We start from the raw sequence: 24969 nt of genomic DNA, 5'->3' as shown, positions 1-24969 counted from the left end.
AGTTGTGACTCCGGCCTTGCTTGAATCGGCCGACCGTCCCCGTCCGATCCGCCCTTGCACAGCCGGGACGACGGCGACCACTGCACTGCGGGGCCGCTGAGCTGGGGGCCGGTTTGAACCGGGCGCTACCGAGAACGTTCCAGATGTCGCCACAGTCTTCCGGCGGATCCACCCCAGGGAGTCTTTCAGCGCAGGCTGGATCGAGTTCCATCGCTTTCTTCCGTTCCATCGTTCTCGAATTCCACGGGCGTGAAGCGTGCCGGCGTTGCGGTTCCAGACGGTGAGATACCGGTAGTGTTCAGATTAGGATTGAAAGGAGAGGTATCGCGTTTTCCGAGATTCGATTTGTGGAGCGCGAAGCGACACCGCGTGAGCTGCTGCGATTGCGTACCCAACTCCATCTGGTCGGATTATCAGTTTCAGATACTGTATCTATATTAGAGAGTATTGGAGTCGAACGCGCACGATCGACAGTTCCCGACTGGGTGCAGAAGGCCGATCTCCAGCCGGCCGATGGGAAGTGGCCGAGTCACACCGCGCTGGACGACCCCGTGATCCACCTCGACGAACAGCGCGACTTGCTGTACGCGGCTGTCACCTCCGAAACAAACGGTTTTCCGCCATGGAAAAGCGCTACTCGGCGCGAACGACCGCCCTGACCCCGACGGTTCGCCGGGAACTTCGAGAGGAGCACGACATCGCAGACGCGCGTGGTTCTCGTCGGTTCTGCCGCCTGGCCCAACGCTACCCTCCACGATCACGGGCTCCGATCGCGAGACGAAAACCACGACACTGGGCAAACTATCGAACATTTCTTCCAAGATATATAACGACGGACCTCCCAGTTTGGGAACTGTTGCAGCCAAGCCGATCGAACACCCGCCGACCCATGGCGCCAGCGCGACGCAGCCTGCTGGAATCGGCTACTTCGAACACTGCCCGGTTCCCTGAGCAGCGCAGTTGTATCGGACGACCTCCAGCGGAACCACGAGTGTGTATGACCGTTCACCGGGGGCTAGGAGCGGTGGGTGACTCGGCGCGAGCAGGTTTGGTAGGGGACCGGCGTGACGGCCTCGTGGGGCCGTCCGGAGACGACGGGTGTCCACGGGTGGGGCGATCGCCGCGCCGGCGAACCGGTTAGTCAGCGGCGAGCTGTCGCTTGGCGCGCCGGTTCACGGCGTACCCAGTGGCGGCGGGGACGACCGCGAAGACGACGAAGCCCCGGACGGACAGCTCGAGAACTCCGCCGAGGAACGCGCCGGCGGCCGCAGCACCCTCGCCGGTCCCCTCGCCGAGGATGGCCGGCAGATAGAACGCTACTGGCGTCGCCACCGTGAGCAGTGCCGTGATGTAGAGTCCGTTCCCGAGTGGGGGCTCGATCGCCGGTGCCGTGGCGGGACCGCCGAGACGTCCCGGCAGACTAACGGACTAGCCCGCGTGGACGCCGATCGATCCACGGTCGGCGCGGGGGTCGAACGAGGGCCCCAGACCGTCCCCCGTGTCACGATCACCACCGGGCGTCGAGTACCGATCGATTCACTCGACACACGCCTTGTATTCACTCTGCAAATGTTATCCGTAACTGACATAAATTCCGGCGGTTCGTTCGTACCTGCAGTGAACGGTGGCTTCACGTCAAACGGGTTTGCAATGAAGTACCCCATCCAGAACGATACAGGTCGGGTGTATTAGCTGTGTATCCCCAACGCATCGATCTGTTCCTGGTACCGGTTTCGAATGGTGACTTCAGTCACTTGAGCCACGTCGGCAACCTCCCTCTGCGTCTTTTTCTCGTTGCAAAGGAGCGCGCTCGCGTAGATTGCAGCCGCGGCGTATCCGGTTGGAGATTTTCCCGATAACAGTCCCTTTTCGGCTGTGGTATCGATGATTTCGTTGGCCTTCGTTTGGACTTCTTCGGACAGATCGAGTTCAGAACAGAAGCGAGGGACATACTGTTTCGGATCGACGGGCTGCATCTCAAGGCCGAGCTCCTGTGAAATATAGCGGTACGTGCGGCCAATTTCCATCCGGTCAACGCGGGAGACTGCCGCGACTTCGTCCAGTGACCGCGGAATGCCTTCCATACGGCAGGCCGCATACAGTGTACTTGTGGCAACGCCTTCGATCGAGCGCCCGCGAATGAGATCTTCGTCGAGTGTGCGTCGGTAAAGGACGCTCGCAACCTCCCGTACAGACCGAGGGATTCCCAGGGCGGAGGCCATCCGATCGGTCTCGGACAGTGCAAACTGGAGGTTTCGTTCCCCAGCATCCTTTGTTCGGATACGCTCTTGCCATTTCCGCAGCCGATTCATTTGAGTCTGCTTCTCTGCGGAGAGGGACCGTCCATAGGCATCCTTGTTCTTCCAGTCGATGGTGGTGGTCAATCCCTTATCGTGCATCGTCTGGGTTGTCGGCGCTCCAACGCGAGATTTGCTGTCCCGCTCGGACTGGTTGAACGCCCGCCATTCTGGCCCGCGATCGATAGTCTCCTCTTCGAGGATCAAGCCGCACTCCTCACAACTAATTTCGCTCTCATCCGAGCTTCGAACGAGCGTACTCGACTCACATTCAGGACAGGACCGACTGCCTTCTTGCTCATCGGTTTCGTGCTCTGTCTGAGCATCAGGTACTTTCTGGCGAGTCGAGTGGTTCATCAGTTCGTTGTGAAGAATCGCTCGAGACGGTTAAACACTGGGAGTGATCCTCGTAAATTGAGTCACAATCACCTCCGTTGATGGGAGAGCACGTAGAGCGGTGCTGGCGAATTAGGTGTTCGAAAGTCGGTCCCGCCATCGGCTGCGACGTGGCAGACGGTGGCGGGCGAGCGAATCATCAAAAGACCCTTCTCTCTGATCGGGTGATCACTGTTAGCTGTCAGGAGAGACGTGATGGATACGTCGTTCGTTTTTACCAGCTTCAATTCCTCGACTGGGAGATGGTCCCGAGTGGAAGCACGATTATATCAAAAGAGTAAGATTGCCGTTGACGGAATCCCTATCTCGAGTGGGCGCGTTAGTCGATTATGAGTGACCCTCCCGGAGGGAGAGCCGGCAGAGGTGTGCTTGCAGTGTTTGAACAGGAAGTCAACGTAGGCACCCCTCTGACGACGAACGAGGTTGCAGACGCCCTCGGTTGTGCTCGGCGCACAGCATACAATAAATTGGATGCGCTGGTTGAACGCGACCTGCTCCGAACGAAAAAGGTTGGTGCCCGCGGACGCGTCTGGTGGCTTCCTGCGCCCACAGGCAATAGTAGTGACCACAAGAACCGATTTAGCGGGGATTTCAGCCTCCCAGTACACGAGCTCTTTCACCGTATCTGTGATGCCAGCCCGATAGGGATCGCAGTCGTCGATTCCAGCCATTCCATCGTCTTCGCAAACGACCGTCTGGCGGAAATACTCGGCAGGTCACCGGAAGAGATCACGAGTCGTGCCCACGGCGACCCTGACTGGAATATTTTCGAAGAACACGGCGATCCGATCACCGAAGACGACCATCCCGTGACGCGCGTGTTTCGGACCGGTGAGCCAGTGTGGGGATTACGACACGGCATCACGCTTCCGGACGGAACGGAACGCTGGCTATCGAGCAACTCGGCCCCGATTCAGGCCGACGACGGAACGATCGAAGGAGTCGTCGTTGGAGTAGAAGACATCTCTGAACTCAGATATCAAAAGACACGCCTCGAGTCCCAGCGAGCCGAGTTGATGCGTCTCCATCGGGTCAATCGGGTGATTCGAGGAGTCGCCAAAACGATGATAGAGGAGCGAACGAGAGAGGACATTGAAAACGCGATCTGTGATCTCATCGCCCGTTCTGAGCCCTACCTGTTTGCGGTTCTCGGTCAGTTCTCATCGTCGTACACCGAGTTTACCCCGCACGCAACGGGAGGAATTGGAGAGGACTATCTCGATGAACTCCTGAACAATCCCGATGCCCCTCCACTCGACCAGGGCCCCGGAGCAATGGCGGCGAAGACGGGTCACGTACAGGTGGTGCAGAACATTACCGAACTCCCGTACGAGCACTGGGAAAAGGCAGCCGAAAAGAACCGGTTTCACTCGTATGCCTCGGTCCCGCTCGTTTACGAAGAAACCGTGTTCGGGGTGTTGGGCGTCTACGCACAGCAACCGATCGTCTTCGACGACGATGAGCAAGAACTCCTCCAAGAACTGGGTGAGATGATCGGATATGCGCTCTATACGATCGAGGCCACGGAGAAACTCCGGAACGAACAGCTCGTCGAACTTACGTTCCGATCGGAAGCATTGGCTCGCCCCTTCGTCGAGCGCGGTGGAGAGGCGCTCCAGATGGACGGTAATGGAACTGTCGAATTAGAAGATGGGACGTTCCTTCAGTACTATACCGTCAACGGTATCGCAACCCAGGATGCAGTCGAGGTATTCAGTGAACTGGCGACAGAGGACGTGCGGTTACTCAGCACGACCGAGGAGAGTTTCGAACTGGAGGTTCACACGACGGCAGAGAGTCTGGTTTCGCAGCTCCCGACCTTCGACGGGGAAATCACCTCGGCAGAAATCGAAGACGGCGTACTGTACTTCGACTTGCAACTTCCACGGACAGCTGATCGTGAATCAATGACGGCACGTGTCCAGGCACTGTATCCAGATCTGGAACTCGACGGTGAGCGACTCGTTTTCACGCCACGCACGTTCAGACATCTGTTGGAATCGCAATTGACCGACCGACAGCTGACAGCGATGAAAGTAGCGTACCTGGCCGGGTATTTCGAGCAACCACGACAGAGTACAGGTGAAGACTTGGCCGAAAAGATGGGAGTGACGACGACAACGTTCCATCGCCACTTGCGAAACGCCGAGGAACGGATCGCTCAGGAATTATTTGATACGTCGTGGTCAGGGAGACTGGACAGTGAATAGTTACGGGTGCTACTTTTGGCCCACGCGGCCAGTTGTATTCCTGTGTCATCACAGAACCAGCCTGATCCGCATCCAGACCGGTATGCAACCATGTCACAGGACCACCCAAATAGCGTTTACGAGGCACTCACACGTTCGGAACGCAGACAATTGTTGGACGCTTTGGCGATTACGAAACAGAATATCGAACTTCACCCGAGCGGAATGACCGAGCGTCGATGGATAGAACTGTACCATATCCACCTTCCCAAACTGGAGGACGCCGGATTAATTAACTGGGATACTGAAGACCACGTCATCACCAAGGGACCACGATTCGAAGAGATACAACCGCTGTTCGCATCGATGCACGAGAATGTCGATCGTCCGGCCGAGGGATAGTTCTAAACTCGCCGTAGCCTATCGGCAGGGAAGCGGACCGGCTCCGGATTCTTCGGCTGGTGGGTCCTGATAGTGTGCTTCTGGTACGGGGCTGCAGAGAGGTCGTCCGCCTGTGGTCACTGCCGCTCGGCCACGGCGTCGAGTGCAGCGTCCCCGTCGGGGGTGATCGGTTCGCCGTGGCCGGCGCACGCGACCTCGAACGCGGGCGACTCGGCCGCCAGGCGGTCGATACTCTCGCGGACCTGATTCGTATCGTAACTGACGACCCACCCGGATGGCTCGAGGATGCCGTTCGACGCCCGCACCAGATCGCCGAGCAGCGCGACGCCGAGTGACTCGCTCACGTACGCGACGTGGCCCGGCGTATGGCCGGGGGTGTGGAACGCGGTGAACGTACCGATCGTGCCCCCATCCGGGATCGCCGTGCCCTCGAGTGCGGGCCGGTCGATCAACGGTCCGAAGACGCGCTGTAACGCGCCCTTGTGATTTCGCCAGGGAGGGGTCCGCCGCCCGGTGAGAAGTTCGAGTTCGAACCGGCCGCCGTAGAGAGTCGCGTCCAAGTCGGGCGTCAACGCTGCGAGCGTCCCGACGTGGTCGAGATCGTAGTGGGTCAGCAAGACGCGATCGACGTCGCCGACGGCCACGCCGGCGTCGGCGAGTTCGGCCCGAAGCCGGTCGGCGTCCCACGGCGTCCCGGCGTCGACCAGCGTGACGACGTCGTCGGTGACGAGGTACGCGTTGACACCGCGAAGGTGCAACCGCCAGAGATCGTGAGTGAGTGCGTCGGCCATCGATCGTGTCCGTCTTCGGGTCCCCCTATCTGGACGAATATGCGGACGAGATCCATAAACCTGGGACCACGACGGAACGGCGGTCGCTCCACGCCGGTCCACGGGCGTCGTTCCGAACCAACGGGTGCTGGCCCCGCCTGTGACGGCCGGCCGTTATGCGTGCCGCCATCATTGCTGCGGCAACGGACGGCGGGACGGAGCGATTCGTACCGTCGGAGACCAACGGCTCGCCGGCGACGGCGAGAACACGAACGCCACGTGGCTCGCGAGGCAACTCACCGAACGGGGGGCGACGTGCGCGAACTGCGGGTCGTCCCCGACGAGCGGGCCGCCATCGCATCCGTCGTTCGCGAGATCGCCGGCCGAGTCGACGCGACGATCGTCACCGGCGGCCTCGGATCGACGCCGGTCGACGTGACGCTCGCGGGGGTCGTGGCCGCGCTCGACCTGGAACTCGAACCGGATGCTGCGGTCCGGGTGGAGATCGAATCGGCCGTCGCGCCGGTGTCGCGAACGCCCTCAATCGTCCGCCAGGCTGTGGTCACGGGCGGGGCGGGTTCGCTCGAGCGCGCGCGTGAGTGTGCGCAGCAACTGCTCGAGTCGATCGCGTTCGACGCACCAGTCGGTGCGGTGGTGATACTCGCCCAGCACGTCCCGCATCGCCTCGAGTTCGGCGTCGGTAAAGCGGGTTGTGCCGGCGTCGAGCGTGTCGAACGCCGTGTACACCGCGAGCGGAGGCGGATCGATATCCGTCGTCGCCGCTGTGAGTTCCGCTTCGATCCGATCGAGCAGCACGTGGTGGAGTGTCCACTCCTCGTCGCGAGTGAGCGAGAGCGCCACCGACGGTGCTGACGGTGTGGGCATAGGGCGTCTCTAGGACTGATATCGAGACACGGCACCATAAGCATTGCTAACACATGCCATGGCCTGTGACCGATCACCAGCGAGCGGTACCGAGCACGGGATGACCCGGGCACGAGGAAGTCACCCGCCACGATCCGCAACGGTGCCGGGATCACGGCTGGTGGATCGCGACTGTCGGCGGCAGATAGCCGGCGTGGACGCCGTTCAGGCGTCTTCGGTCCGATGCTGTGCGTGCTCGGCAGCGCCACTCTGTACTCGTTGCGCGTGGGGTGGCGCCGCTCTCGGTTCCGGGACGCATCGCTGCGACGGGTGGCGGGCTCCCGGCAGACGTCGCCTGGGTGATCGAGCACGTCGTGGGTCGGTGCTCGCGATCGGGATCAGTCGCCGTCCTCGAGCCGTCGGAGGTCGTCCGGTCGGGCTGGGATCGGCGAGGTCGGGATGCCTTTGAGGCCGGCGCTGTCGATCCAGACGCCGATGATCCACCGGGCCGAGTCGGCGCTGTGATCCGCGACGACTTCGACGACGGTGCCGGTGTCGCCGTGGTAGCGGTGATAGTCGGCTTCCGGATCCGGGATGTCGATCACGATGCGATCGCCGCGGGCGAACGGCTCTGACACGTGCATCACGATCCGCTTCGACGGCCACGACGAAATACCAGGTGGCGTCTCAGGCCTCCCACCCGTGATCGCGGCCGTGCACCCACCAGCGGTCGTCGACGCAGTCGCAGGCTTCGACGTGGGGAAACGACGGGGAGTCGCGCCGAGAGTCCGCCGAGACCACCCCCTGAACGGCGGCAAACCCACCCTGACACGCCTTACCTCGCGATCGATTCCCCCGACCTGGCACTCGTCGCGCTCGCGGATGCCGGCGTCTCGAACCGGTTTCACCAGTGGCATCGCTGCGGGCGAGTCCGCCATTCCTGGCAGCGGAACCCTCAGGCGTGGACTCACTCCAGCACCGCCGAGAGCACGAGATAGCCGACGGACAGCACGAGGGCGAGCACCGCCAGCGAGACGACGGTGGTTACGACCCACGAGACGAACCCGACGGCGATCGCGACCAGTTCGAGGAGGACCCAGAGGGCGACCAGGCCGACGACGGCGAGCCCCACGAGCCGGAGTGTGTCTGCCATATGGACTCGTTCTGCGGGACCCACATTGAGTGTTTCCCGGTCGCCCGGGGCCACGTCGCTGGGCGACTGCCGCGACGCAAGGATCGTCGACTCGCCGCGCCACGCGAACCGATCGCCGCACACCGAAGCGAGCAGTCGGCCTCCGGTTACCACGTCTCGTCGGCGCGCCCCGTGGCGCCGTCCCCGGGTGGCGTGGCACAACGCGATCGGGACGGTGGTGCCACCACCACAGATATCGTGGATACCACACCGACGACGCGATCGGGGATGCCGGCGAACGACCGAGCGGCAGGGCCGACGCAGAACGTCCGGAGGCGACCCAGGCGGACGTCGACGCCGCGACCGACGCGATCGAACGGCCCGATCGGCTCCTGACCCACCTCGACAACGATCCTTTATATGCTCCGCTTCGTGTGATGACCTGTGCTCCCGCTCGGTCACCTCGCCGTCGCCTATCTCTGTTACAGCCTCGCGACCCGTCTCCGCGCTCTCAGCCCGCCGACGGCCGTCCCGGTTCTTCTCGTCCTCGGTGGGAGCCTCTTTCCGGATCTGGTCGACAAACCGCTGGCGTGGTCGCTCGGGCTCCTCCCCTCGGGTCGGTCACTTGGCCACTCGTTACTCTTCCTCGTCCCGCTCGCGATCGGGCTCTCTCTCCTCGCGCGGCGCTACGGCCGCGGCGAGTACGGAATCGCGTTCGCGATCGGCGCGATCACCCACAGTTTGCTCGATATCACGCCGCTGCTGTGGGACCCCACCGCGAGCGTTCCGTTTCTCTTCTGGCCGCTGATCGCGGTCCCGATCCCACCCGTGCTCGCCGCCGCTCACCCGCCGCTGGGTCTGTTCTACCGCCTCTCGGAGGTCGGCTTCGCATCCCTCGCGGTCGTCCGCTGGAGGTGGGACGGCTCTCCCGGGCTCGAGCCACTCCGTGCCGCCATCGAACGAGACAGGAAGGCACCGGAATAACACCGTTGAGAGGAGGCGGTCAGACCCGAACGGAACGGCAACCCACTGGTATAGGGAGCGATCAAAACTGGTTGAAAACCCAACAGCGAACATGCTGGCCAGAGGAGCTACCCCGGTGAGATCAGCGCGTGAGGCTGCGAGTTACATTCACAACTACCGACGTGGATGGACACACCGACGGGGATGAGAGCAGTGGGGATGCAAGCCGCTCGTTCCCGTCATCGCTTCGCTGTGCCCGATCGCCATTCACCGGAGGGGTTCCATCTCAGTCTCGTTTCGTGCCGTGTGAGAAGGCGTGACGCCGAGAGTAGCTCACCGCAACCGGGCCAGACCAGTCGGTGCACACTGCCCCAGAACGCCAGCGTCGATTTATACGGCCGGAGGCAGAAACCCACTCTCGGCTGCGTCGCCGGTGAGTTCACTCGATGTGAGACAGTGTACGCAGCCATCGATTCGTCCGCGGTTGTCCCCGAAGACGCGGACGAAATCGCTGGACACCATTTCGTCGCAGTTTGGACAGGTCGGCATCGATGCTCACCTTGGTATGTGATACCAATACTCGCGGCCGTATTTAACAGTATCGGCGTTTCGCGGAGTCGTGTTCAGATACGCTGGTACCGTGCGTACGCGCATGAGGTCAGCCACTGCATAGCAAAACGATCGACGGCCACGTCATCCACGCGGTGGGAGATGAACTCACAGCGTAACTGGCGGTTCGAGACCGGGATCAGCACTGATGATCGCCGACAGCTGGGGCTCCAGTTGTTCCAACCGGGATGTCGGTTCCACCAGCCGACGTTCCCGATCGTATTCGACGAGCGAGAGCTCCGCTAGCGCCGGGATGTACATATGGTACAGTGAGATCCGAATCTGCGTCGCTTCCGCTTCGGGAATCTCCATAATGGGCGCGTGATGATTGTGTTTGAGGATCGTCTTCGTGAGATCGTTCAGCGTTAACGACCGCTTCTCGTGTGCGAGTACCGCGAGGACGATGCGCCGGTGTTGATCTTGACACAGTTCGAGAACCGTGTCGAACTCGATGGTAGGCCCAACCATTACGCTCCCGTAGACGGCCCGCGCGCTTCCGCTCTGTTTTTTAGTATCCAAGGTGGCTTTAAGCAGCGATCACTCCGGAGCGCCCAATTCGGCCAGCACATTTCCGAGGATCGAACTGATCCCGCGGCGGAGTCGGGACGCGACTGCTTGCTGTGTGATGTCGAGTTCGTCGCCGAGGTCTGCCATCGTCACGTCTCGTGGCGTGTTGAAGTAGCCGCGCTCGTACGCGAGTACCAGCGCCTCTTGCTGCGTGTCGGTGAGCGCGCTCTCGGCCTCCGACTCGATCGGCGTAAGGGCGTGCAGTTTGGTTAGCGTGATCTGGATGTCCAACTCCCGGCAGCGTTCTTGAAATCTCGAAATGTCTTGGCGGTCGTCCCCACGGATATCGAACGTCCACTGCTGGTTCGTGCCGACGGCCTTGATGAGCGGGACCTTCGTCTCCATCAGCGTGCTCAACACACCGTCGTACTCCAGCGTCCACTCGACACGCAACAGATACTGGTCTGCAACGGAATCGATGAATTGGATATTCTCCACGCCCGGATGGTCGAGAAACGCACCCTCGATATCGTCAATCGCAGTCCCTCGAACCCAGAAGTAGGGGATCACGACGTCTTTTGCGGGGATAATTCGCTCGAGTTCGACCGTCACTCCCGGAAGTTGTTCGAACACGGTTCCCAGGGGGAACTGGTCGGACGGAACCGTAAAGGTCGCCTCAGTAGCCATTATCTGAACCGTTACGTTCCGTCGGTAAAGGACTGCTGCCAGTACACCCGAGGCGAGCGCCGCCCGGACGGTCGCGAAGACCCCGTCGATCGAGAACGAGGGATCGATCGGGTAAACAGCCATCAGCAACGACTCCAACGTCTCCATGCCGAGAGACGGGGCGAGCGGTACCTCGTCGCCGATGGGTTATCCTCCGAGCGCCGCGAACGCGAACACGAGCGCGACGTACGCGACGACGATGACGACTGCCGTGACCGTGACCGGCGACAGGTGGTCGTAACTGCCGTTGCTCCCGTCGACCTCGCCGCGCTCGATGCGCTCGACGTCGACCTCGCCGGACTCGATGGCTTCGGCGGTGGGCATCACCTCGGGGAGTCCCTTGCGCCGCGCGTCGAGCTTGTTGAGTGCGAGGACCGCCACGGCCGTCAGCACGAACGCGAGCCCAAGCGCGACGACCGGGTTCCGCAGGCCGAAGCCGTACAGCACGAGAACGATCGCGGTGACGCCGGCGGCCGTCGCGGCGAAGGGGATCTGCGTGTTGACGTGGTCGATGTGGTCGGAGCCGGCGAAGATCGATGACATCACGGTGGTGTCGCTGATCGGTGAGCTGTGGTCGCCCCAGATGGCGCCGCCGAACAGCACTGCTACCAGGACCGGGAGCACGGACGGGCCGACGAGCTGGTAGCCAAGCGGGATCGCCAGGGGCGTGAGGATCGCCATCGTCCCCCAGGAGGTCCCGGTGGTGAACGCGACGAACATCGCGGCGACGAAGATGATCAGCGGGAGGAAGCCGCCGGGGACGCCGCTTCCGACCATGACGTCCACGATGTACTGGGCGGTGCCCACGTTCTCGGCGGCCAGGCCGATGGCCCACGCGAGCACGATGATCGCGAGGGCGATTACCATCGTCTTGAAGCCGTCGATGATCGTCTCGCTGGCCTCCTCCAGGTCCATCGTCCGATACGCGAGCGAGCCGACGAACCCGGTGAGCATGAACGCGAACGCGCCGTACAGCAGGCCGAGCGCGACGTCGGTCTCCTGGAAGGCCGTCGAAATATCGACGCCGGGCTGGTGGCCCCCGCCGAGGTACCACATCGAGACGAGGCCGACCACGAGCAGGACGACGATCGGCGCAAAGAAGTTCACCAGCGAGGGGTTCTTCTCGCTCGGTTCGCCGACGTCGGCGGAGACGTCCGACAGCGGCGTCGCGTCCTCGCGGATCGTCTTCCCGGTCGTGCGGGAGCGCCACTCGGCGTCCAGCATCGGGCCGTAAAAGCGCTGGGTGATCGCGATGAACCCGACCATAAAAAAGGCCATGAAGCAGTAGATGTTCCACGGGATCGACCGGAGGAACAGTCCGAACGCCGTCACGCCGAGTTCGTCGGCGGAGAACTGCGCCGCCTCGAAGCCGGTGATGATCATCGACACCTGAAACCCGATCCAGTTCGACACCGGCCCGAACGTCGTCACCGGCGACGTCGTCGAGTCGAGCGCGTACGCGTGCATCTCCCTCGACGAGCGGTTCTCCTGGGAGAGTTCCCGCGTGGCGTTGCCCGTGACGACGGTGCTGGTGTAGGAATCGAAGAAGATGAACACGCCGATCAGCCAGGTGAGGATCTGCGAGTCGCGCGCGGTGTCTACCCGATCGCCGATCCAGCGTTCCAGCGCCAGGATCCCACCGGAGCGGTAGATGAACGCAGCCCCGGCGCCCATGAACAGGATCAGGATGATGAACTTCGTGTCGAACGGCGATCGGACCACCTCTACGAGCCAGTCCATCGTCAGCGCCGTGGCGCCGATCGGGTTCCAGTCGGCGACGAGCAACGCCCCGATCCAGACGCCGGCGAACAACGACACCAACACCTGCCGCGTCGTCATCGCGAGGACGATCGCCAGGAGTGGCGGCGCCAGTGCGAGTACGCCGAAGTGTTCTGCCATAGAAATCGTCATCAACTCTGCCTGTAAAAAATCTAATTGTAAGTAGAAATATAGTTTCGGGCACCGAACTGTCAGTTCTGGCGGAGGAGAGCGCGGATCGAATACCGGCCCCGTACCCTCGAATACAGGACGGACAACGATCGTAACTGGAACGGCAGACGTGACCGCGGCGGCGATCCGACAGGCTCGTTCCGCGAGGGCCTCGAGCGAACGGCGAGGCGGTGCCGAACCCGGCCGGTGGCCGACCGTGATCGGGTGGCTCCTCATCGAGAGCAGCTTCAGCGCGTCCATCACGCGTTCCCCCGACGTTCAACCACAATTCACGCGACGAAACTCGATCGGCTATCGCGGGACGGTGGTTTTGGCAGGTCGTCGGCGGACGGGCTGCCACCGTAATCTGTCCTCATCTCCATCGAGACACGGGACCGGTATCGAGTATCTATCGAGAATCTCGATAGAGTATCGTTAACATATTGCAGGACGGCGGCCGTTTATTTCAGACGAGAAACAGTGGATAAGGACCCCGTTTGTCGTAGTCGATGGTGATTCCCACGAGACGAACTTCCGATGATGTAAGTTAACGTTTGTAAATCGTGCTAATACTATCGTCCGGCAGAAAGTGGTCTCAGGCTGCATGGAGGACACTCAGACCAATCGCGCGGTCCCGGAGGGAAGCGACAGAAACGACGTGACCGAGCCGAAAACTACCACGAGCGTGACTCGACGCCGGACGCTTCGGATAGGAGGTCTGCTGGGTGCCGGTGGCCTGCTCGGCGCCGCTGGGTCCGGAGTCGGGCGTGCGGCGGCGGACAGTCACGACGGCGAACCGGACGAGGTCATCCACATCGATTACGACGCGTACGAGAGCTGGAACGACGTGTATCGGCTGTCAAACGGGGACAGCGACAATATATCGTTCGTTTCCAGTCCGACGTACTCCGGAGAGACCGCGATCGAACTCCGGGTTCGTGAAGGCGACAACTGGGGGGCGAGTACCCACTACGACTTCGAAGACGGGCTACTCGAACTCAACGGCCGCGTGCACTTTGCGCTCAACACCAACTGGACGATGATCAACGGAGGTACAACCAACTGTCGGATCTGGAACTGTGCAATGGCTCTGGGTGAGGGCAGTGCGGGTGGCGGCGTCCCTGACGGGACCAACGGATGGAGCAACCGACTGTACGTCACTACGAGGGACACGACTTCGGACGGACCGTTCCACCTGTTGTCGTACACGTATCATATGGATCAGAATCAAGACCACGATTTTCTCGTTGACGGCGAGGAGTACGCCGTCCGGCAACCGGCGATCGTTCCCGGACAGTGGTACGAATTCGAGTACTACGTACGCGTGAATACCGCCGACAACGGGACGGCCAACTCGGATGGCGTCGTCCAGTACTGGCTCGACGGCGATCTGATATACGATCGGCGGGACTTCCGGTTCACGGAGGATTACGAGAACAATAGCATCGAATCGAACGGGCCTGCGGGATACTACGGCGGCCAGTACCTGGCACCGCAAAATCTCTACGCCTATTACGACGATCACTCGATGGCGCTCAACGGCACGTTTGAGAACGCCCCGGAAGAACCGGAGTCCCCGGACGGGATCGACCTTCCGGACTGGCTTCGGGACTGGATCGACCTCTGGACGGAATAGAGCGGTAGCCGCTCGAGAATCCCGGTGAACCATCGATCCCGTCATCGAGTGTTCGTACGGACTCCGCCGGGAAAGGGCGCCTTTCGGATCGGGACCCCCGTGGCGGTGCGCAGCGCCGTCTCCAACCGCGAGCCGTCAGTCAGCGACGCGAAACGGACGGCTCCGCGGGATGATCGACTCATCAGCGCTCCGGCACCCGATCGTCTCGCTGGTCCCGTTGGACGCGGGCATGGTCACAGCGTCGGGCGTCACTGCGACGGCGGGAGCGCGGGAGTCCGATCGGGACGCCGTGGCCCGCGTTACTCCGCCTCGGACTCTTCGACCGCGTCGGCATCCGCGCGGGCCGCGGGCTCGACGCCGTCGGTCTCGACCGGCACCTCCCGATCCAGCGCGTCGACGTCCAGCGTATCGATCTCCCCGACGATCTCGCTGATCTCGTCGAGGCCGATCAGGTCACGCGTCTCCGCATCGAACGGGAGACTCTCGAGTTCGTGACCGCCCTCCGTGACGTCGCTGCCGGTGAGGTGCTTCCCGTACCGACCGAGCATCGCGGTCAACTCCTGCGGGAGGACGAACGTGGTCGACTCGCTGTGGCCGATTTCGGCGAGGGTGCTCAGTCCCTCGTTGATTACGGCGCGTTCGCCCATTGCCTCGGCCGCCCGCGCCCGGAGCACCGTCGAGATCGCCTCCCCCTGGGCTTCGAGGATCCGGCTCTGTTTCTCGCCCTGGGCGCGGATGATGTTGGATTGCTTGTCACCGTCGGCCCGCTCGATCGCGGACCGGCGCTGGCCCTGGGCTTCGAGGATCATCGCCCGGCGCTTGCGCTCGGCGGCGGTCTGTTGCTCCATCGCCTGCTGGACGTCTTTCGAGGGGTTGACCTCGCGGACCTCGACGCTCTCGACGCGGATCCCCCACTCGTCGGTGGGTTCGTCGAGTTCCTCGCGGATCTTGGCGTTGATCTGCTGGCGCTTGTTCAGCGTCTCGTCGAGTTCCATGTCGCCGAGCACGGCACGCAGCGTCGTTTGAGCGAGGTTCGAGACGGCGTTGTGGTAATGCTCGACCTCGAGGAACGCGCGTTTGGCGTCCATCACCCGAATGTAGACGACCGCGTCGGCGGTGACCGGCGAGTTGTCACGCGTGATCGCCTCCTGGCGCGGCACGTCGATCGTCTGAGTCCGCATGTCGAACGTGTAGGTCTTGTTGACGAACGGCGGGACGAAGTTGATCCCCGGTTCGAGGATGGTTCGGTACTCGCCGAACACGGTGAGCGCCTCCCGCTCGTACGCGTCGACGATTTCGACCAGCGACCAGATGGTCACGAGCGCCAGTCCGAGGACGAGCATGGCGACGATGGCGAACGGTTCGACACTAGGGACGGTTTGGAACGGTATCGTGGGTCCCATAGGTAACGCTATACCCAGTAACACGGTAACTGTTAGCATATAACACGACATTACTCGTCCGCTTCCGAGCGCAGCCATACCGACGGCCACAGACCGGGGGAGATCGCACAGCATCCGGCCAGTCCTCGACAGACGCGGAACGGGCAGGGTTAGCTCGGCGCCGATCGGCGTTCGCCACCGGCGCGTCAGCAGGTCCGTCACGATAGCCATTCCGAGCGGTCGTCTGTGGGGGAGTTGAGGTTGGCGGGATCCGAAACCGACGCCGACCCGCGGCGGTGAGCGTTGCTCGAGGTCTGGGGGCCGATCCGCTACGTGGTGTTCGGTAGCACTGTTCAGCGTAGCTGATTCCAGCGGAACGTGTAGCTCTGGTGCCATGCGTCAGCGGTTACAGGTTCAACGTCGCTAAAGCAGTTTCCAGACTGAGATGTACGCTCTTATGTCTTTTAAGATATATGTTCAGCACCGGTCCGATGTCCACGGTTTTCGCATCGAAATCGGTGCCCACGAACGTGAAGTGCAGCGTTCGGCCACGGTGCTGAGTCGACGTAGAACCCGGCGTGTTCGACATCGTGTCTCGCCTGGCGATCGCTGAGAAATATCGGGGTAAGGTGCTGCTATTCGCGCTGAAAAACGCCTCACGAGGAAAATTCGTTGGTTTCGGATCGACCACAGCGTACAGTCAGTCGCGCTGATCGTCGAGGTGGATCGCGGGGTCGTCGATCGCGACGCGATCCGGGTTCCGATCGGTGACGGGTTGGAGATCGTCTTTTTGAACCCGGTTCTGTACCGTCGATCGAGCCCGCTCAACACCGAATATATATATATAAAATTCGAACAGTATCCGAAACAGAGAATTATGCAAGGCGGAACCCACGTCGATCTGGCCGAGAGTGGTACCGAAGCGAGCGTTTTCGGGCACGAATCACGCAGGAACTACCACGCCTCATTCCGTCAACCGTATCCGAACACCGCGGATGCGGACGTTCGATTTGGGCGGATCCACCCCTCCAGAAGGTCCTGGTTCGCTTACGAAGTCGCGTCTTTGTATTCGTTGACCAGTCCCTGCATCGATTCTTTGGCGTCGCCAAAGAGCATGCTCGCGTTGTCCTCCGCGAACAGCGGGTTCGGAATCCCGGAAAAGCCCGGACTGAGACTCCGCTTGTTGACGGCCACCGATTGTGCTTCTGCAACGTTCAGCACGGGCATGCCGCTGATGGGACTAGAGTCGTCGGTGTTTGCCTTCGGGTTGACGACGTCGTTCGCACCCGTGACGATCACGAGGTCAGTTTGTGAGAAGGTCGGGTTGACCTCCTCGAGTTCGCGCATCTTGCCGTAGGGTACGTCGGCTTCGGCCAGCAGCGCATTCATGTGGCCGGGCATCCGACCGGCGACGGGATGGATACCGAACTCGACGTCGACACCGTTCTCGTCGAGGAGTTCGACGAGTTCGGCGACGGCGTGTTGTGCCTGCGCGACAGCCATCCCGTACCCGGGAACGATGACGACGCGCTGGGCCGTCTCCATGAGCATCACGATCTCCTCGGGGGAGGATTCGGTGATCTTCCCTTCGTAGATGTCCTCCATGTCCTCGCTGTCTCGGTCACCGGTGCCGAGTCCCCCGAACAGAACGTTCGTCAGCGAGCGGTTCATCGACTCGCACATGATGACCGTCAGGATGAGTCCCGAAGCACCGACGAGCGTTCCAGCGATGATAAGGACGGTGTTGTTCAGCACGAACCCCGTCGTCGCTGCCGCCAGCCCGGAGTAGGAGTTAAGCAAGGCGATGACCACGGGCATATCCGCGCCGCCGATCGGGACGACGAGGAAGATACCGAGAACGGACGCGGCCGCGACCAGCACCCAGTAGGATGGTATCCACGCGGCCAGCGGTGCCGACCCGAAAGTCCCCGGTCGGACGATCAGGAACAGGCCGGCCATCACGGCCGCCGACAAGAAGAGGACCTTGATGCCGTGGCCGACGGTCTCGCTAACCGGCGAATCCCCGACTACCCCGTGGAGCTTCCCGGCGGCGACGAGGCTGCCCCAGAACGTGACAGCTCCGATGATGCCGGCGATTGCGGCCGTCGAGGCTAACCCCACGGAGAGTGAGTTACCGGATTCCATCACGTCGATCAGTTCCGCACCTGCGACCAGCGCGGACGCGCCGCCGCCGAACCCGTTGAACAGCCCGACCAACTGCGGCATCTCCGTCGTCTCGACGGTGACGGCCAGCCAGACGCCGATCGCTCCGCCGACGAGCAGCCCGGCACCCAGAACCAGCGGGGAGAGAACCTCGAACCAGAGGATAGTGACGACCACCGCGAGGAACATCCCTCCGGAGGAGATTTTGTTCCCGCGCGTCGCCGTCCGCGGGTGGGTCATATCCCGGAGCCCCTGAATGAACAGGACGCCGGCGACGAGATACGTGAACTGAAGGATCGAGTCCGGCAGCCCGCCGATAATACCCGTCATCAATTACGTCCTCCGTGACTGAACTGGTCGAGCATGAAGTGACTCACCAGATAACCGCCGATGACGTTGATCGTCGCCATGACGACCGCCAGAAAGCCGAGCACCGTCGCTATCGTCGTCGACCCCGATCCGGCAACTACGACCGACCCCAGCAGCGTAATCCCCGAGATGGCGTTCGCCCCGGACATTAGCGGCGTGTGCAGATTGGTCGGGATCTTTGTGATTATTTCGTAGCCGACGAAGGCAGCCAGCACGAATAGCGTCAGATTCTCGACGAACGTCATGCGATCACCTCCCGGGCCGTCAAGCGCGACAGGACACGTGGCAGCCTCGAACTCTTACTCGGCATCAGTTGCCTCCACGTAATCGTCTTCGTCCTCATCCACCGTCTCGTCGGGTTCGCTGTCATTCGTGTCCGTGTCGTCCTCGTCATTGACGTGTGGATTCCGAACGGCTCCCGCGTGGACCAGAAGCGTCGAGTCGATGATTTCGTCCTCGACGTCGATATCGAGGTTGCCGTCCTCGTCGAGCAGGTTCTCGAGAAAGCTACGCAGGTTATTGGCGTACTGCTGGCTCGCAGTGTGGCTGACCCTCGAGGGCAGGTTCGTCGGCCCGAAGATGGTGACTCCCTCGTGGTGGACCGTCTCATCGGCCACGGTGGGCTCACAGTTGCCCCCGGTCGGGGCCGCGAGGTCGACAATGACCGATCCGGGATCCATCCGCTCGATCATTTCTGTCGAGACCAGCTCCGGTGCGGGCGCGCCAGGGATAGCTGCCGTCGTGATGACCACGTCCGATTCGGGGACGACCCGCTTCATCTGCTTGCGTTGCTCGGCGTAGAACTCCTCGTCCATCTCCTGGGCATAGCCCTCCTCATCACCCGACCCCTCAGTTTCGAGGTCGAGTTCGACGAAATCAGCGCCGAGGCTCTCGACCTCACGTTTGACCTCGAGCCGGATATCGTAGGCGCGCGTGGCCGCCCCGAGCCGTTCGGCAGTTGCGATGGCTTTGAGGCCGGCGACGCCAGCTCCGATGACGAACACGTCCGCCGGCTGGATGGTGGCAGCAGCGGTCATCTCCATCGGGAACATTCTGGGAAGTTCCTCTGCAGCCAGCAGAGTGGCCTTGTACCCACCGAGGCTGGATTGTGACGATAGCGCGTCCATGCTTTGTGCCCGGCTGATTCGGGGCATCAACTCGAGTGAGAATGCGCTCACGTTTTGGTCAGCCAGTTCCTCGAGAGTACCATCGGCGATCTCGTACGGACTGTACATCCCGATGGCTATCTGGCCCTCTTCGTACGGATCGGTCTCGACGTCCGCGGAACCGAGCCCGCGGACCTGGAAGACGACGTCGGCCCGTTCGAACACCGCCTTTCGGTCCGAAAGTACCTCACAGCCGACGGCTTCGTACTCCGTATCGGCCCAGTTCGAAGCCTCGCCGGCCCCGGCCGCGACGATGACCTCGTGGCCGTCGTCGATCAGGTCCGCGGCGACGGACGGGATGACTGCGACGCGGTTCTCGTCTTCGGCCGTCTCGGTAGGGACGCCGACGATCACGGGCCGTCCCTCACGTCGGTTCGTGTTGCAGCAACAGGAGACGTCTCGTGTCCCGGTCCTACTCGATGTGTATACCCGTTCATTCTCTTGGTGAACTCCCTTGGACCAGTTGTGGTTACGGACATTGTGGAGATCCTATATATTCCTTGGTACTCCTGTAATATTCCGTATTCTTCAGATCGGCTTTCTACACCCAGTAACGGGGCAGTGGATCGAGCACATACAATACCGAACATACCGAAATAACCCTGTATCGCTAGCCATCACCGGTACGATGGGAATCCTCTTTCTCATCAGCAACTGGTCGTTGCTCGGTCGTCCATCGGTACGATCACGCGTCCGGGGTGAGATCGACGAAGTCATCCTCCGTACGCAACGCGCCGTTTCTGGCGACGTATTCGGCAGTTTGGTCGGGCGCTGCTGCAGAGATGGCGCGTACGCAGCACGTACCTTGGTTGGCCCGTCGGAGAAGAATAGTCATCAGTCACTTCGGATCGAAGTGGAGTCGTCGGATACTCTTCTGTAGCAGTGGATTTTCAATCGGTTTCGGATCCGTTCACTTCTTCACGCGTCGATGCACCGAAGAACGATTGAAGTGCCACGAGGAGACCAACGTACGTGCCGAAAGCGACAAGCAGAAGGGCCACTACGATCGCCGGTAGCAGACCGCCGAGGGAATTGGTTCCAAACAGTTGTAGCGAAACTATATCTTTCCTGGAGAATTGTGGCCGTTAAGCCATTCGTTCCGGTAGTCACGTCGGGACGTACGAGCGGAAAAGTACTAGCGATCGGATGGGGACCCGCAGACGCGTCCGCTGCACATCGGGGACGGTGGCCACGCAAGCCCTCTCAGTCGCGTCGCCGGCCCCGCCCGCGACCGCGTCCGGGCCGGTCGAAGCCGACGGCCTGACCGTCGCGGTTCGGATCAGCCGCGCCGGTCAGTTCGTCCTCGCCGATGTCGATGACCTGGACGTTGCCGAGGGTGCTTGGGGTGTCGTCCCAGTCTTGGCCCCACTCCGAGGTGCGTTGCCGGGCCTCCGCGGGGACGCCCGCGTCCCAGCCGATTCCCCCGCAGTAGTGGGTATAGATACTCGGCTCGGTGATCGCCGCCAGCGGGTCGAGCCCGTAGACGTACCGGAAGAGGATCGCCTGCATCGTCGAGGTGATGATCCGCCACCCGCCGGGCGAACCGGCGGTGAACTCCGGTTTGCCGTCGCGGAGGACCATCATCGGGCTCATGCTGCTCAGCGGGCGTTTCCAGGGTTCGGGCTCGTTCGCGCCGCCCGGCGTGCGATCGAAGTCCGTGAGTTCGTTGTTGATCATGAACCCGCGACCGGGAACCATCTTGCCCGAGCCCATGAATTGCTCGATCGTCGAGGTGTACGAGACCGCGTTCCCCCACCGGTCGACGACCGAGAAGTGCGTCGTCTGGCCGCCGGTACTGATCCGATCCGTCTCGCCGCCTCCGAAACAGCCCTCGGTCAGGACCGACTGCCCGAGTTCGATCATCTCCGCGCGTTCCTGGAGGTACTCGTCCGAGAGCAGGCCGTCGATGGGAACGTCGACGAACTCGGGGTCGCCCATGTACTCCATCCGATCGCCCCAGGCGACGATGATCGCCTCGGCGAGCAGGTGGTACATCTCCGGCGACCGGAGGTCGTAGTCGTCGATCTCGAGGAACTCGAGCATCCGGAGGATCATCGACACGACGGTGGGCCCGGAGCTCGGGAGCGGCTGGCCGACGAGTTCGACGTCGCGCCACTCCTTGCGGACCGGGTCGTCGAGCGTAACGTCGTACCTCGCGAGGTCGGCCTCGTCGACGGTGCGATCGGGGTCGCGGGCGTGGCGCTGGATCTCCGCCGCCAGGTCCTCGGCGATCGGCCCCTCGTAGAAGGCCTCGGCGCCGTCGCGCTTGATGCGTTCGAGCGTCTCGGCCAGGTCGGGGTTGGTCATCGTGTCGCCCTCCTCGTAGAGGGTCCCGTTCTCGTCGCTGAAGACCTCGAGGGCCGCGTCGTTGAACTTCCCGGTGTTGGCCGCGATCTGCTCGGCGAGGAACCAGTCGACCGTGAACCCGTTGCGGGCGAGGTCGATCGCCGGTTCGATCAGCCGCTGTCGGGACCGACTGCCGTACCGTTCGCGCGCCGTCTCGAGCCCTTTCAGCGTTCCGGGGGTCCCCATCGCCTCACCGGTCTGGATCGCCTGCGAAAAGGGGAGCTCCTCCCCGTCGTCGTCGAGGAACATGTCGGGGGTGGCCCCCTGGGACGCGCGCTCGCGGCTGTTGACGACGTCGACCGAGTCCGCCTCGGCGTCGTAGACGACCATGAATCCGCCGCCGCCGATGCCCGAGCCGTGGGGTTGGGTCACGTTCAGGACGTACTGGAGCGCGATCGCCGCGTCGATCGCGTTCCCGCCCTCCCGGAGGACGCGTGCGGCGACGCCGCCGGCGATCGGATCGACCGTCGAGACCATCCCATCGGCGGCGGTGATTTCGCGGCCGCAAGTGAACTGCGGGTGGTCGCAGCTAAAGCCGGAGACGTCGGTGGCCGCCCGAGACGCTGCCGTCGTCGGAGTCGTACCGGCCGTGAGCGCGCCAGCGGTCGTTCCAGTGAGCGCGAGGAACCGACGGCGGTTGATTCCCGGGGGGCTCCCGTCGGTTCCGGTTCGGTTCTCCTGCGCTGGTGACTCGTATCGTTCCGACATGAACGAAGGCACATTTTATGATAGCAATGAAAACTATTTTGTCAGACGTCACGTGCTGATAACGGAATAATAACTATTCTAGGTGAGTGGCAGCGTTTTTGGTCGCGTCTACTCGCCGGACGCTCGCAGCCAAGACGCAGGTCGCGTCGTCTGGACGTCACACTTCCACGACATCGTCCCCCAGAGGGGACGAAACGCTGCTGATCGACGGTGGCTATATTCAGGGGGACGCGGGTCGCGAACATCACGGATCCGCAGAACCCGTCCACGAGTTCGCCACCGAGTACGGCGAGAAGAACGGCCACAGCGCGGCGCTGTGTGGCCGATACTGCCATCCCATTCGGCGAGCGGCGGCGCCATCCGAAACGGCACTCGCACCGAAACGGGGCATCGATGGCCGGTGCAGCCTCGGGGGTCGTGTTTCGGACGCTGCTCTGGGGCTGAAAAAGCTCCGTAAGTATAAGAGGACGGGAATGATCACACTCGATGGGTATTCGATGGCGCCCGCGCGCCATCCCCTCCCTGGTGATCACTATGCACCGCAGAACGTTCCTCAAGGCGACTGGCGCAGCGACAGTTGGAGTGACGGCCGTTGGCGCGGCGAGCGCTGCGCCGGACCGCGAGCGGTACCGGCCGGGCGGGCCCGCGCTCGGGCAACCGAACGCGATCAATCTGAACGCGTTTCACACGAACGCGCAACTCACGGCGGCGCTCGAATCCATCGCGCGCCAGAGCGGCCGGGTTTCGCTGCGAGAACGCGGCCGTTCGGCCGGCCGGAACGACCCGATCTGGGAAGTGCAGGTCGGCGGCGGCGACGTCGATGTCCACCTGGTCACGCAGATCCACGGCGACGAAGCGATCGGAACCGAGGCGGCGCTCAAGCTGATCCGGCGCCTCGGGCTGAGCGATTCGCGCCAGGTCGATCACATCCTCGAGAACCTCTCGTTCACGATCATTCCCCGGGTCAACCCCGACGGCGCGATGTATCGCTACGACGTCGACGGCGACGGGGGGAAAGAACGAGTCGGGCGCCGATACAACACCCAGGCGTGGACCGCCGACCAGTCGCGGTATCGGCCGTACTACCACTACGACCCCGACGGTCAGGCGCCGGGCTACGATATGAACCGGGACTTCAACGTGCGGCCGCCCTCGGAGTTCGACCCGCGCACGGACGACGACGCCGCGTGGTGGGCCGACGAGCAGTACTTGGACATGCCCTACGAAGGGCACACGCTCTTCGGGAGCGGCCTCCGCTTGGCACCCGAAGTGCGCGCCGTCACGGAGTCGTTTATGGAGACGAACCCCGATTACGCGATCACTCACCACCACAAAGGCGGGAGCCTGTATCCGGGAAGCGACGAGGGGAAGCGCCCGACAAAACAGACGCTCATGAGCGTGATGGCGGCGTACGGTCCGGAGTACCTCGACCGTTCGCCGTTCTACCCGGCCGATCACGCCCCCGTTTCGGAGGCGGTCAACCCGTTCCTCGATGCCGAGACTAGCGCGCGATCGATCAAGCTGAACTCGCTGGTCATCGAGGCCCTCGCCGAACGCGGGGACAGCGTCTTCGACAGCATCACCCGCTACGGCTACTTCCCCCTGTGGGGATCGTACCTCGACGGCCTGTGTCCGAACGTCGCCAACGGCGGCGACGGGGTCGCGGGGATGCTCTACGAGGTCGCCTATCAGACCGACGACCTCGGCCAGAAAGCGTTCGGTCGCCAGCTGGAACTCACGACGGTCGGCTTCCTCGAGTCGTTCGCCGCGCTCGCCGACGACCCCGCTCTCGGCGAGTATAGCGTGGAGCCCTACTTCGAGACGCCGCTGTACGGCCAGGGGATCCAACCACGGTGACGTTCCGGCAGGAGAGCGAGGACGAACGTCGATCGGCGATAACTCTGAATAATGGTTCTCGGAATACATGTACACAGTATTAATAAATCACAGGAGTGAATACCGAGGTGCTCGGGTCGGAACCCGCCGTACCACCACCTACCGTCGACCCGAGCGTTCTCGATCCAGTAGCGACGACCGTGGTGCTCTGGACCACGAACGGTTCGCTGTAGATCGTCGACTCGAGAGCGGCTGTTGACGTCGCGACCAGCCTGAAATCCCCGATTCGAGCCCGATTCAGGGCTGGACTCGGTTCACCAGTCGACCAGCGCACCGTCCTCACAGCGCCTGTCCGGATGACACTCTCACCAGACCACGGAGACCAGACCGCACGTGCCCCGGTTCAATCCGAAGAGCATCCTGTGCCGACCGATGGACGCAAAAATGCGCCGACTGGAAGCCGGCGGGACGGTCCCCCCAACTGCAGGTGTCGCCGCGGTCCCAGGACTGGCTATCGCGGATCGGTGCTGACGACGGGCGAGGGTGACCGGGTGACTGTCGTGGGTGTACAGCCGGATT

The 24969-nt window shown here is 62.4% G+C and carries 20 protein-coding genes and 1 pseudogene; 6 read left to right on the top strand and 15 right to left on the bottom strand.

All coding sequences use genetic code 11. The features are described from left to right. Positions 1–1137: 1137 nt before the first annotated feature. Complete coding sequence (locus MUG98_RS02555; RefSeq protein ID WP_265110620.1) at positions 1138–1332, bottom strand: hypothetical protein; 195 nt, start codon at positions 1330–1332, stop codon at positions 1138–1140. Positions 1333–1688: 356 nt separating this feature from the next. After that, positions 1689–2654 (bottom strand): transcription initiation factor IIB, encoded by a 966-nt coding sequence (locus MUG98_RS02550; protein ID WP_265110619.1) that lies wholly within the window; start codon positions 2652–2654, stop codon positions 1689–1691. Positions 2655–3022: 368 nt separating this feature from the next. Between MUG98_RS02550 and MUG98_RS02545 the strand changes: the two genes are divergently transcribed. Both MUG98_RS02545 and MUG98_RS02540 read left to right on the top strand, forming a co-directional pair. Further along, entirely contained in the window at positions 3023–4903 is a 1881-nt protein-coding gene (locus MUG98_RS02545; protein ID WP_265110618.1) for a helix-turn-helix domain-containing protein, read from the top strand. 90 nt (positions 4904–4993) lie between these two features. Beyond that, positions 4994–5284, top strand: a complete 291-nt coding sequence (locus tag MUG98_RS02540) for a DUF7344 domain-containing protein (RefSeq protein ID WP_265110617.1) — start codon at positions 4994–4996, stop codon at positions 5282–5284. Positions 5285–5400: 116 nt separating this feature from the next. On the opposite strand, the gene MUG98_RS02535 is transcribed toward MUG98_RS02540, so the two are convergent. Beyond that, a complete protein-coding gene (locus MUG98_RS02535) occupies positions 5401–6075 on the bottom strand; it encodes an MBL fold metallo-hydrolase (RefSeq protein ID WP_265110616.1) in 675 nt (224 codons plus the stop codon). A gap of 39 nt (positions 6076–6114) precedes the next feature. Between MUG98_RS02535 and MUG98_RS25325 the strand changes: the two are divergent. Next, positions 6115–6612 (top strand): annotated as a pseudogene (locus MUG98_RS25325) (molybdopterin-binding protein); the annotation flags it as partial. On the opposite strand, the gene MUG98_RS02530 reads toward MUG98_RS25325, so the two are convergent. From MUG98_RS02530 to MUG98_RS02520, 3 genes are all read right to left on the bottom strand, one after another. After that, entirely contained in the window at positions 6595–6939 is a 345-nt protein-coding gene (locus tag MUG98_RS02530) for a DUF7853 family protein (RefSeq protein WP_265110615.1), read from the bottom strand. The pseudogene MUG98_RS25325 and the gene MUG98_RS02530 overlap by 18 nt on opposite strands. A 377-nt stretch (positions 6940–7316) precedes the next feature. Beyond that, positions 7317–7562, bottom strand: coding sequence for a DUF8139 family protein (locus MUG98_RS02525; protein ID WP_265110614.1), 246 nt, complete (start codon positions 7560–7562; stop codon positions 7317–7319). Positions 7563–7885: 323 nt separating this feature from the next. Next, positions 7886–8071, bottom strand: coding sequence for a hypothetical protein (locus tag MUG98_RS02520; RefSeq protein WP_265110613.1), 186 nt, complete (start codon positions 8069–8071; stop codon positions 7886–7888). Between the two features lie 423 nt (positions 8072–8494). On the opposite strand from MUG98_RS02520, the gene MUG98_RS02515 reads away from it, so the two are divergent. Continuing rightward, positions 8495–9034, top strand: a complete 540-nt coding sequence (locus MUG98_RS02515; RefSeq protein WP_265110612.1) for a metal-dependent hydrolase — start codon at positions 8495–8497, stop codon at positions 9032–9034. A gap of 369 nt (positions 9035–9403) precedes the next feature. Here the strand turns inward: MUG98_RS02515 and MUG98_RS25475 are convergent, their stop codons facing one another. From MUG98_RS25475 to MUG98_RS02500, 4 genes are all read right to left on the bottom strand, one after another. Beyond that, on the bottom strand, positions 9404–9535 hold the full coding sequence (locus MUG98_RS25475) for a DUF7563 family protein (RefSeq protein WP_425601074.1): 132 nt from the start codon (positions 9533–9535) through the stop codon (positions 9404–9406). 195 nt (positions 9536–9730) lie between these two features. Next, a complete protein-coding gene (locus MUG98_RS02510) occupies positions 9731–10090 on the bottom strand; it encodes a DUF7344 domain-containing protein (RefSeq protein ID WP_265110611.1) in 360 nt (119 codons plus the stop codon). 69 nt (positions 10091–10159) lie between these two features. Next, a complete protein-coding gene (locus tag MUG98_RS02505) occupies positions 10160–10816 on the bottom strand; it encodes a helix-turn-helix domain-containing protein (protein WP_265110610.1) in 657 nt (218 codons plus the stop codon). A gap of 186 nt (positions 10817–11002) precedes the next feature. Continuing rightward, on the bottom strand, positions 11003–12694 hold the full coding sequence (locus tag MUG98_RS02500) for a Na+/H+ antiporter NhaC family protein (protein ID WP_265112539.1): 1692 nt from the start codon (positions 12692–12694) through the stop codon (positions 11003–11005). A gap of 694 nt (positions 12695–13388) precedes the next feature. Here MUG98_RS02500 and MUG98_RS02495 point away from each other — a divergent pair. After that, positions 13389–14420, top strand: a complete 1032-nt coding sequence (locus MUG98_RS02495) for a hypothetical protein (protein ID WP_265110609.1) — start codon at positions 13389–13391, stop codon at positions 14418–14420. A 299-nt stretch (positions 14421–14719) separates the two neighbouring features. Here the strand turns inward: MUG98_RS02495 and MUG98_RS02490 are convergent, their stop codons facing one another. From MUG98_RS02490 to ggt, 5 genes are all read right to left on the bottom strand, one after another. Further along, a complete protein-coding gene (locus MUG98_RS02490) occupies positions 14720–15823 on the bottom strand; it encodes an SPFH domain-containing protein (RefSeq protein ID WP_425601073.1) in 1104 nt (367 codons plus the stop codon). Positions 15824–16849: 1026 nt separating this feature from the next. Beyond that, a complete protein-coding gene (locus MUG98_RS02485; RefSeq protein WP_265110608.1) occupies positions 16850–18295 on the bottom strand; it encodes an NAD(P)(+) transhydrogenase (Re/Si-specific) subunit beta in 1446 nt (481 codons plus the stop codon). Further along, positions 18295–18579, bottom strand: coding sequence for an NAD(P) transhydrogenase subunit alpha part 2 (locus MUG98_RS02480; protein WP_265110607.1), 285 nt, complete (start codon positions 18577–18579; stop codon positions 18295–18297). Before MUG98_RS02480 ends, MUG98_RS02485 begins: the two co-directional genes overlap by 1 nt. Before the next feature lie 54 nt (positions 18580–18633). After that, the gene (locus tag MUG98_RS02475; RefSeq protein ID WP_265110606.1) at positions 18634–19854 is read right to left on the bottom strand and encodes a Re/Si-specific NAD(P)(+) transhydrogenase subunit alpha; all 1221 of its coding nucleotides are present in this window, start codon (positions 19852–19854) and stop codon (positions 18634–18636) included. Positions 19855–20703: 849 nt separating this feature from the next. Continuing rightward, positions 20704–22554 (bottom strand): gamma-glutamyltransferase, encoded by a 1851-nt coding sequence (gene ggt / locus MUG98_RS02470; RefSeq protein WP_265110605.1) that lies wholly within the window; start codon positions 22552–22554, stop codon positions 20704–20706. Positions 22555–23088: 534 nt separating this feature from the next. On the opposite strand from ggt, the gene MUG98_RS02465 reads away from it, so the two are divergent. Further along, positions 23089–24411 carry a M14 family metallopeptidase gene (locus MUG98_RS02465; protein ID WP_265110604.1) on the top strand — a complete coding sequence of 441 codons (1323 nt, stop codon included), beginning with the start codon at positions 23089–23091 and terminating at the stop codon, positions 24409–24411. Positions 24412–24969 lie beyond the last annotated feature (558 nt).

Origin of the sequence: Halosolutus halophilus (assembly GCF_022869805.1) — an archaeon.
Taxonomy (GTDB): domain Archaea; phylum Halobacteriota; class Halobacteria; order Halobacteriales; family Natrialbaceae; genus Halosolutus; species Halosolutus halophilus.
The sequence above is the reverse complement of the archived record's forward strand: the minus strand, read 5'-3'. Positions and strand labels throughout refer to the sequence as shown.

Excerpts from the sequence above, each read along its gene's own strand:
- MUG98_RS02550 (WP_265110619.1), bottom strand. The coding sequence starts at position 2,654 with ATGAACCACTCGACTCGCCAGAAAGTACCTGATGCTCAGACAGAGCAC.
- MUG98_RS02545 (WP_265110618.1), top strand. The coding sequence starts at position 3,023 with ATGAGTGACCCTCCCGGAGGGAGAGCCGGCAGAGGTGTGCTTGCAGTG.
- MUG98_RS02540 (WP_265110617.1), top strand. The coding sequence starts at position 4,994 with ATGTCACAGGACCACCCAAATAGCGTTTACGAGGCACTCACACGTTCG.
- MUG98_RS02535 (WP_265110616.1), bottom strand. The coding sequence starts at position 6,075 with ATGGCCGACGCACTCACTCACGATCTCTGGCGGTTGCACCTTCGCGGT.
- MUG98_RS02530 (WP_265110615.1), bottom strand. The coding sequence starts at position 6,939 with ATGCCCACACCGTCAGCACCGTCGGTGGCGCTCTCGCTCACTCGCGAC.
- MUG98_RS02525 (WP_265110614.1), bottom strand. The coding sequence starts at position 7,562 with ATGCACGTGTCAGAGCCGTTCGCCCGCGGCGATCGCATCGTGATCGAC.
- MUG98_RS02520 (WP_265110613.1), bottom strand. The coding sequence starts at position 8,071 with ATGGCAGACACACTCCGGCTCGTGGGGCTCGCCGTCGTCGGCCTGGTC.
- MUG98_RS25475 (WP_425601074.1), bottom strand. The coding sequence starts at position 9,535 with ATGGTGTCCAGCGATTTCGTCCGCGTCTTCGGGGACAACCGCGGACGA.
- MUG98_RS02510 (WP_265110611.1), bottom strand. The coding sequence starts at position 10,090 with ATGGTTGGGCCTACCATCGAGTTCGACACGGTTCTCGAACTGTGTCAA.
- MUG98_RS02505 (WP_265110610.1), bottom strand. The coding sequence starts at position 10,816 with ATGGCTACTGAGGCGACCTTTACGGTTCCGTCCGACCAGTTCCCCCTG.
- MUG98_RS02500 (WP_265112539.1), bottom strand. The coding sequence starts at position 12,694 with ATGACGACGCGGCAGGTGTTGGTGTCGTTGTTCGCCGGCGTCTGGATC.
- MUG98_RS02495 (WP_265110609.1), top strand. The coding sequence starts at position 13,389 with ATGGAGGACACTCAGACCAATCGCGCGGTCCCGGAGGGAAGCGACAGA.
- MUG98_RS02490 (WP_425601073.1), bottom strand. The coding sequence starts at position 15,823 with ATGGGACCCACGATACCGTTCCAAACCGTCCCTAGTGTCGAACCGTTC.
- MUG98_RS02485 (WP_265110608.1), bottom strand. The coding sequence starts at position 18,295 with ATGACGGGTATTATCGGCGGGCTGCCGGACTCGATCCTTCAGTTCACG.
- MUG98_RS02480 (WP_265110607.1), bottom strand. The coding sequence starts at position 18,579 with ATGACGTTCGTCGAGAATCTGACGCTATTCGTGCTGGCTGCCTTCGTC.
- ggt (WP_265110605.1), bottom strand. The coding sequence starts at position 22,554 with ATGTCGGAACGATACGAGTCACCAGCGCAGGAGAACCGAACCGGAACC.
- MUG98_RS02465 (WP_265110604.1), top strand. The coding sequence starts at position 23,089 with ATGCACCGCAGAACGTTCCTCAAGGCGACTGGCGCAGCGACAGTTGGA.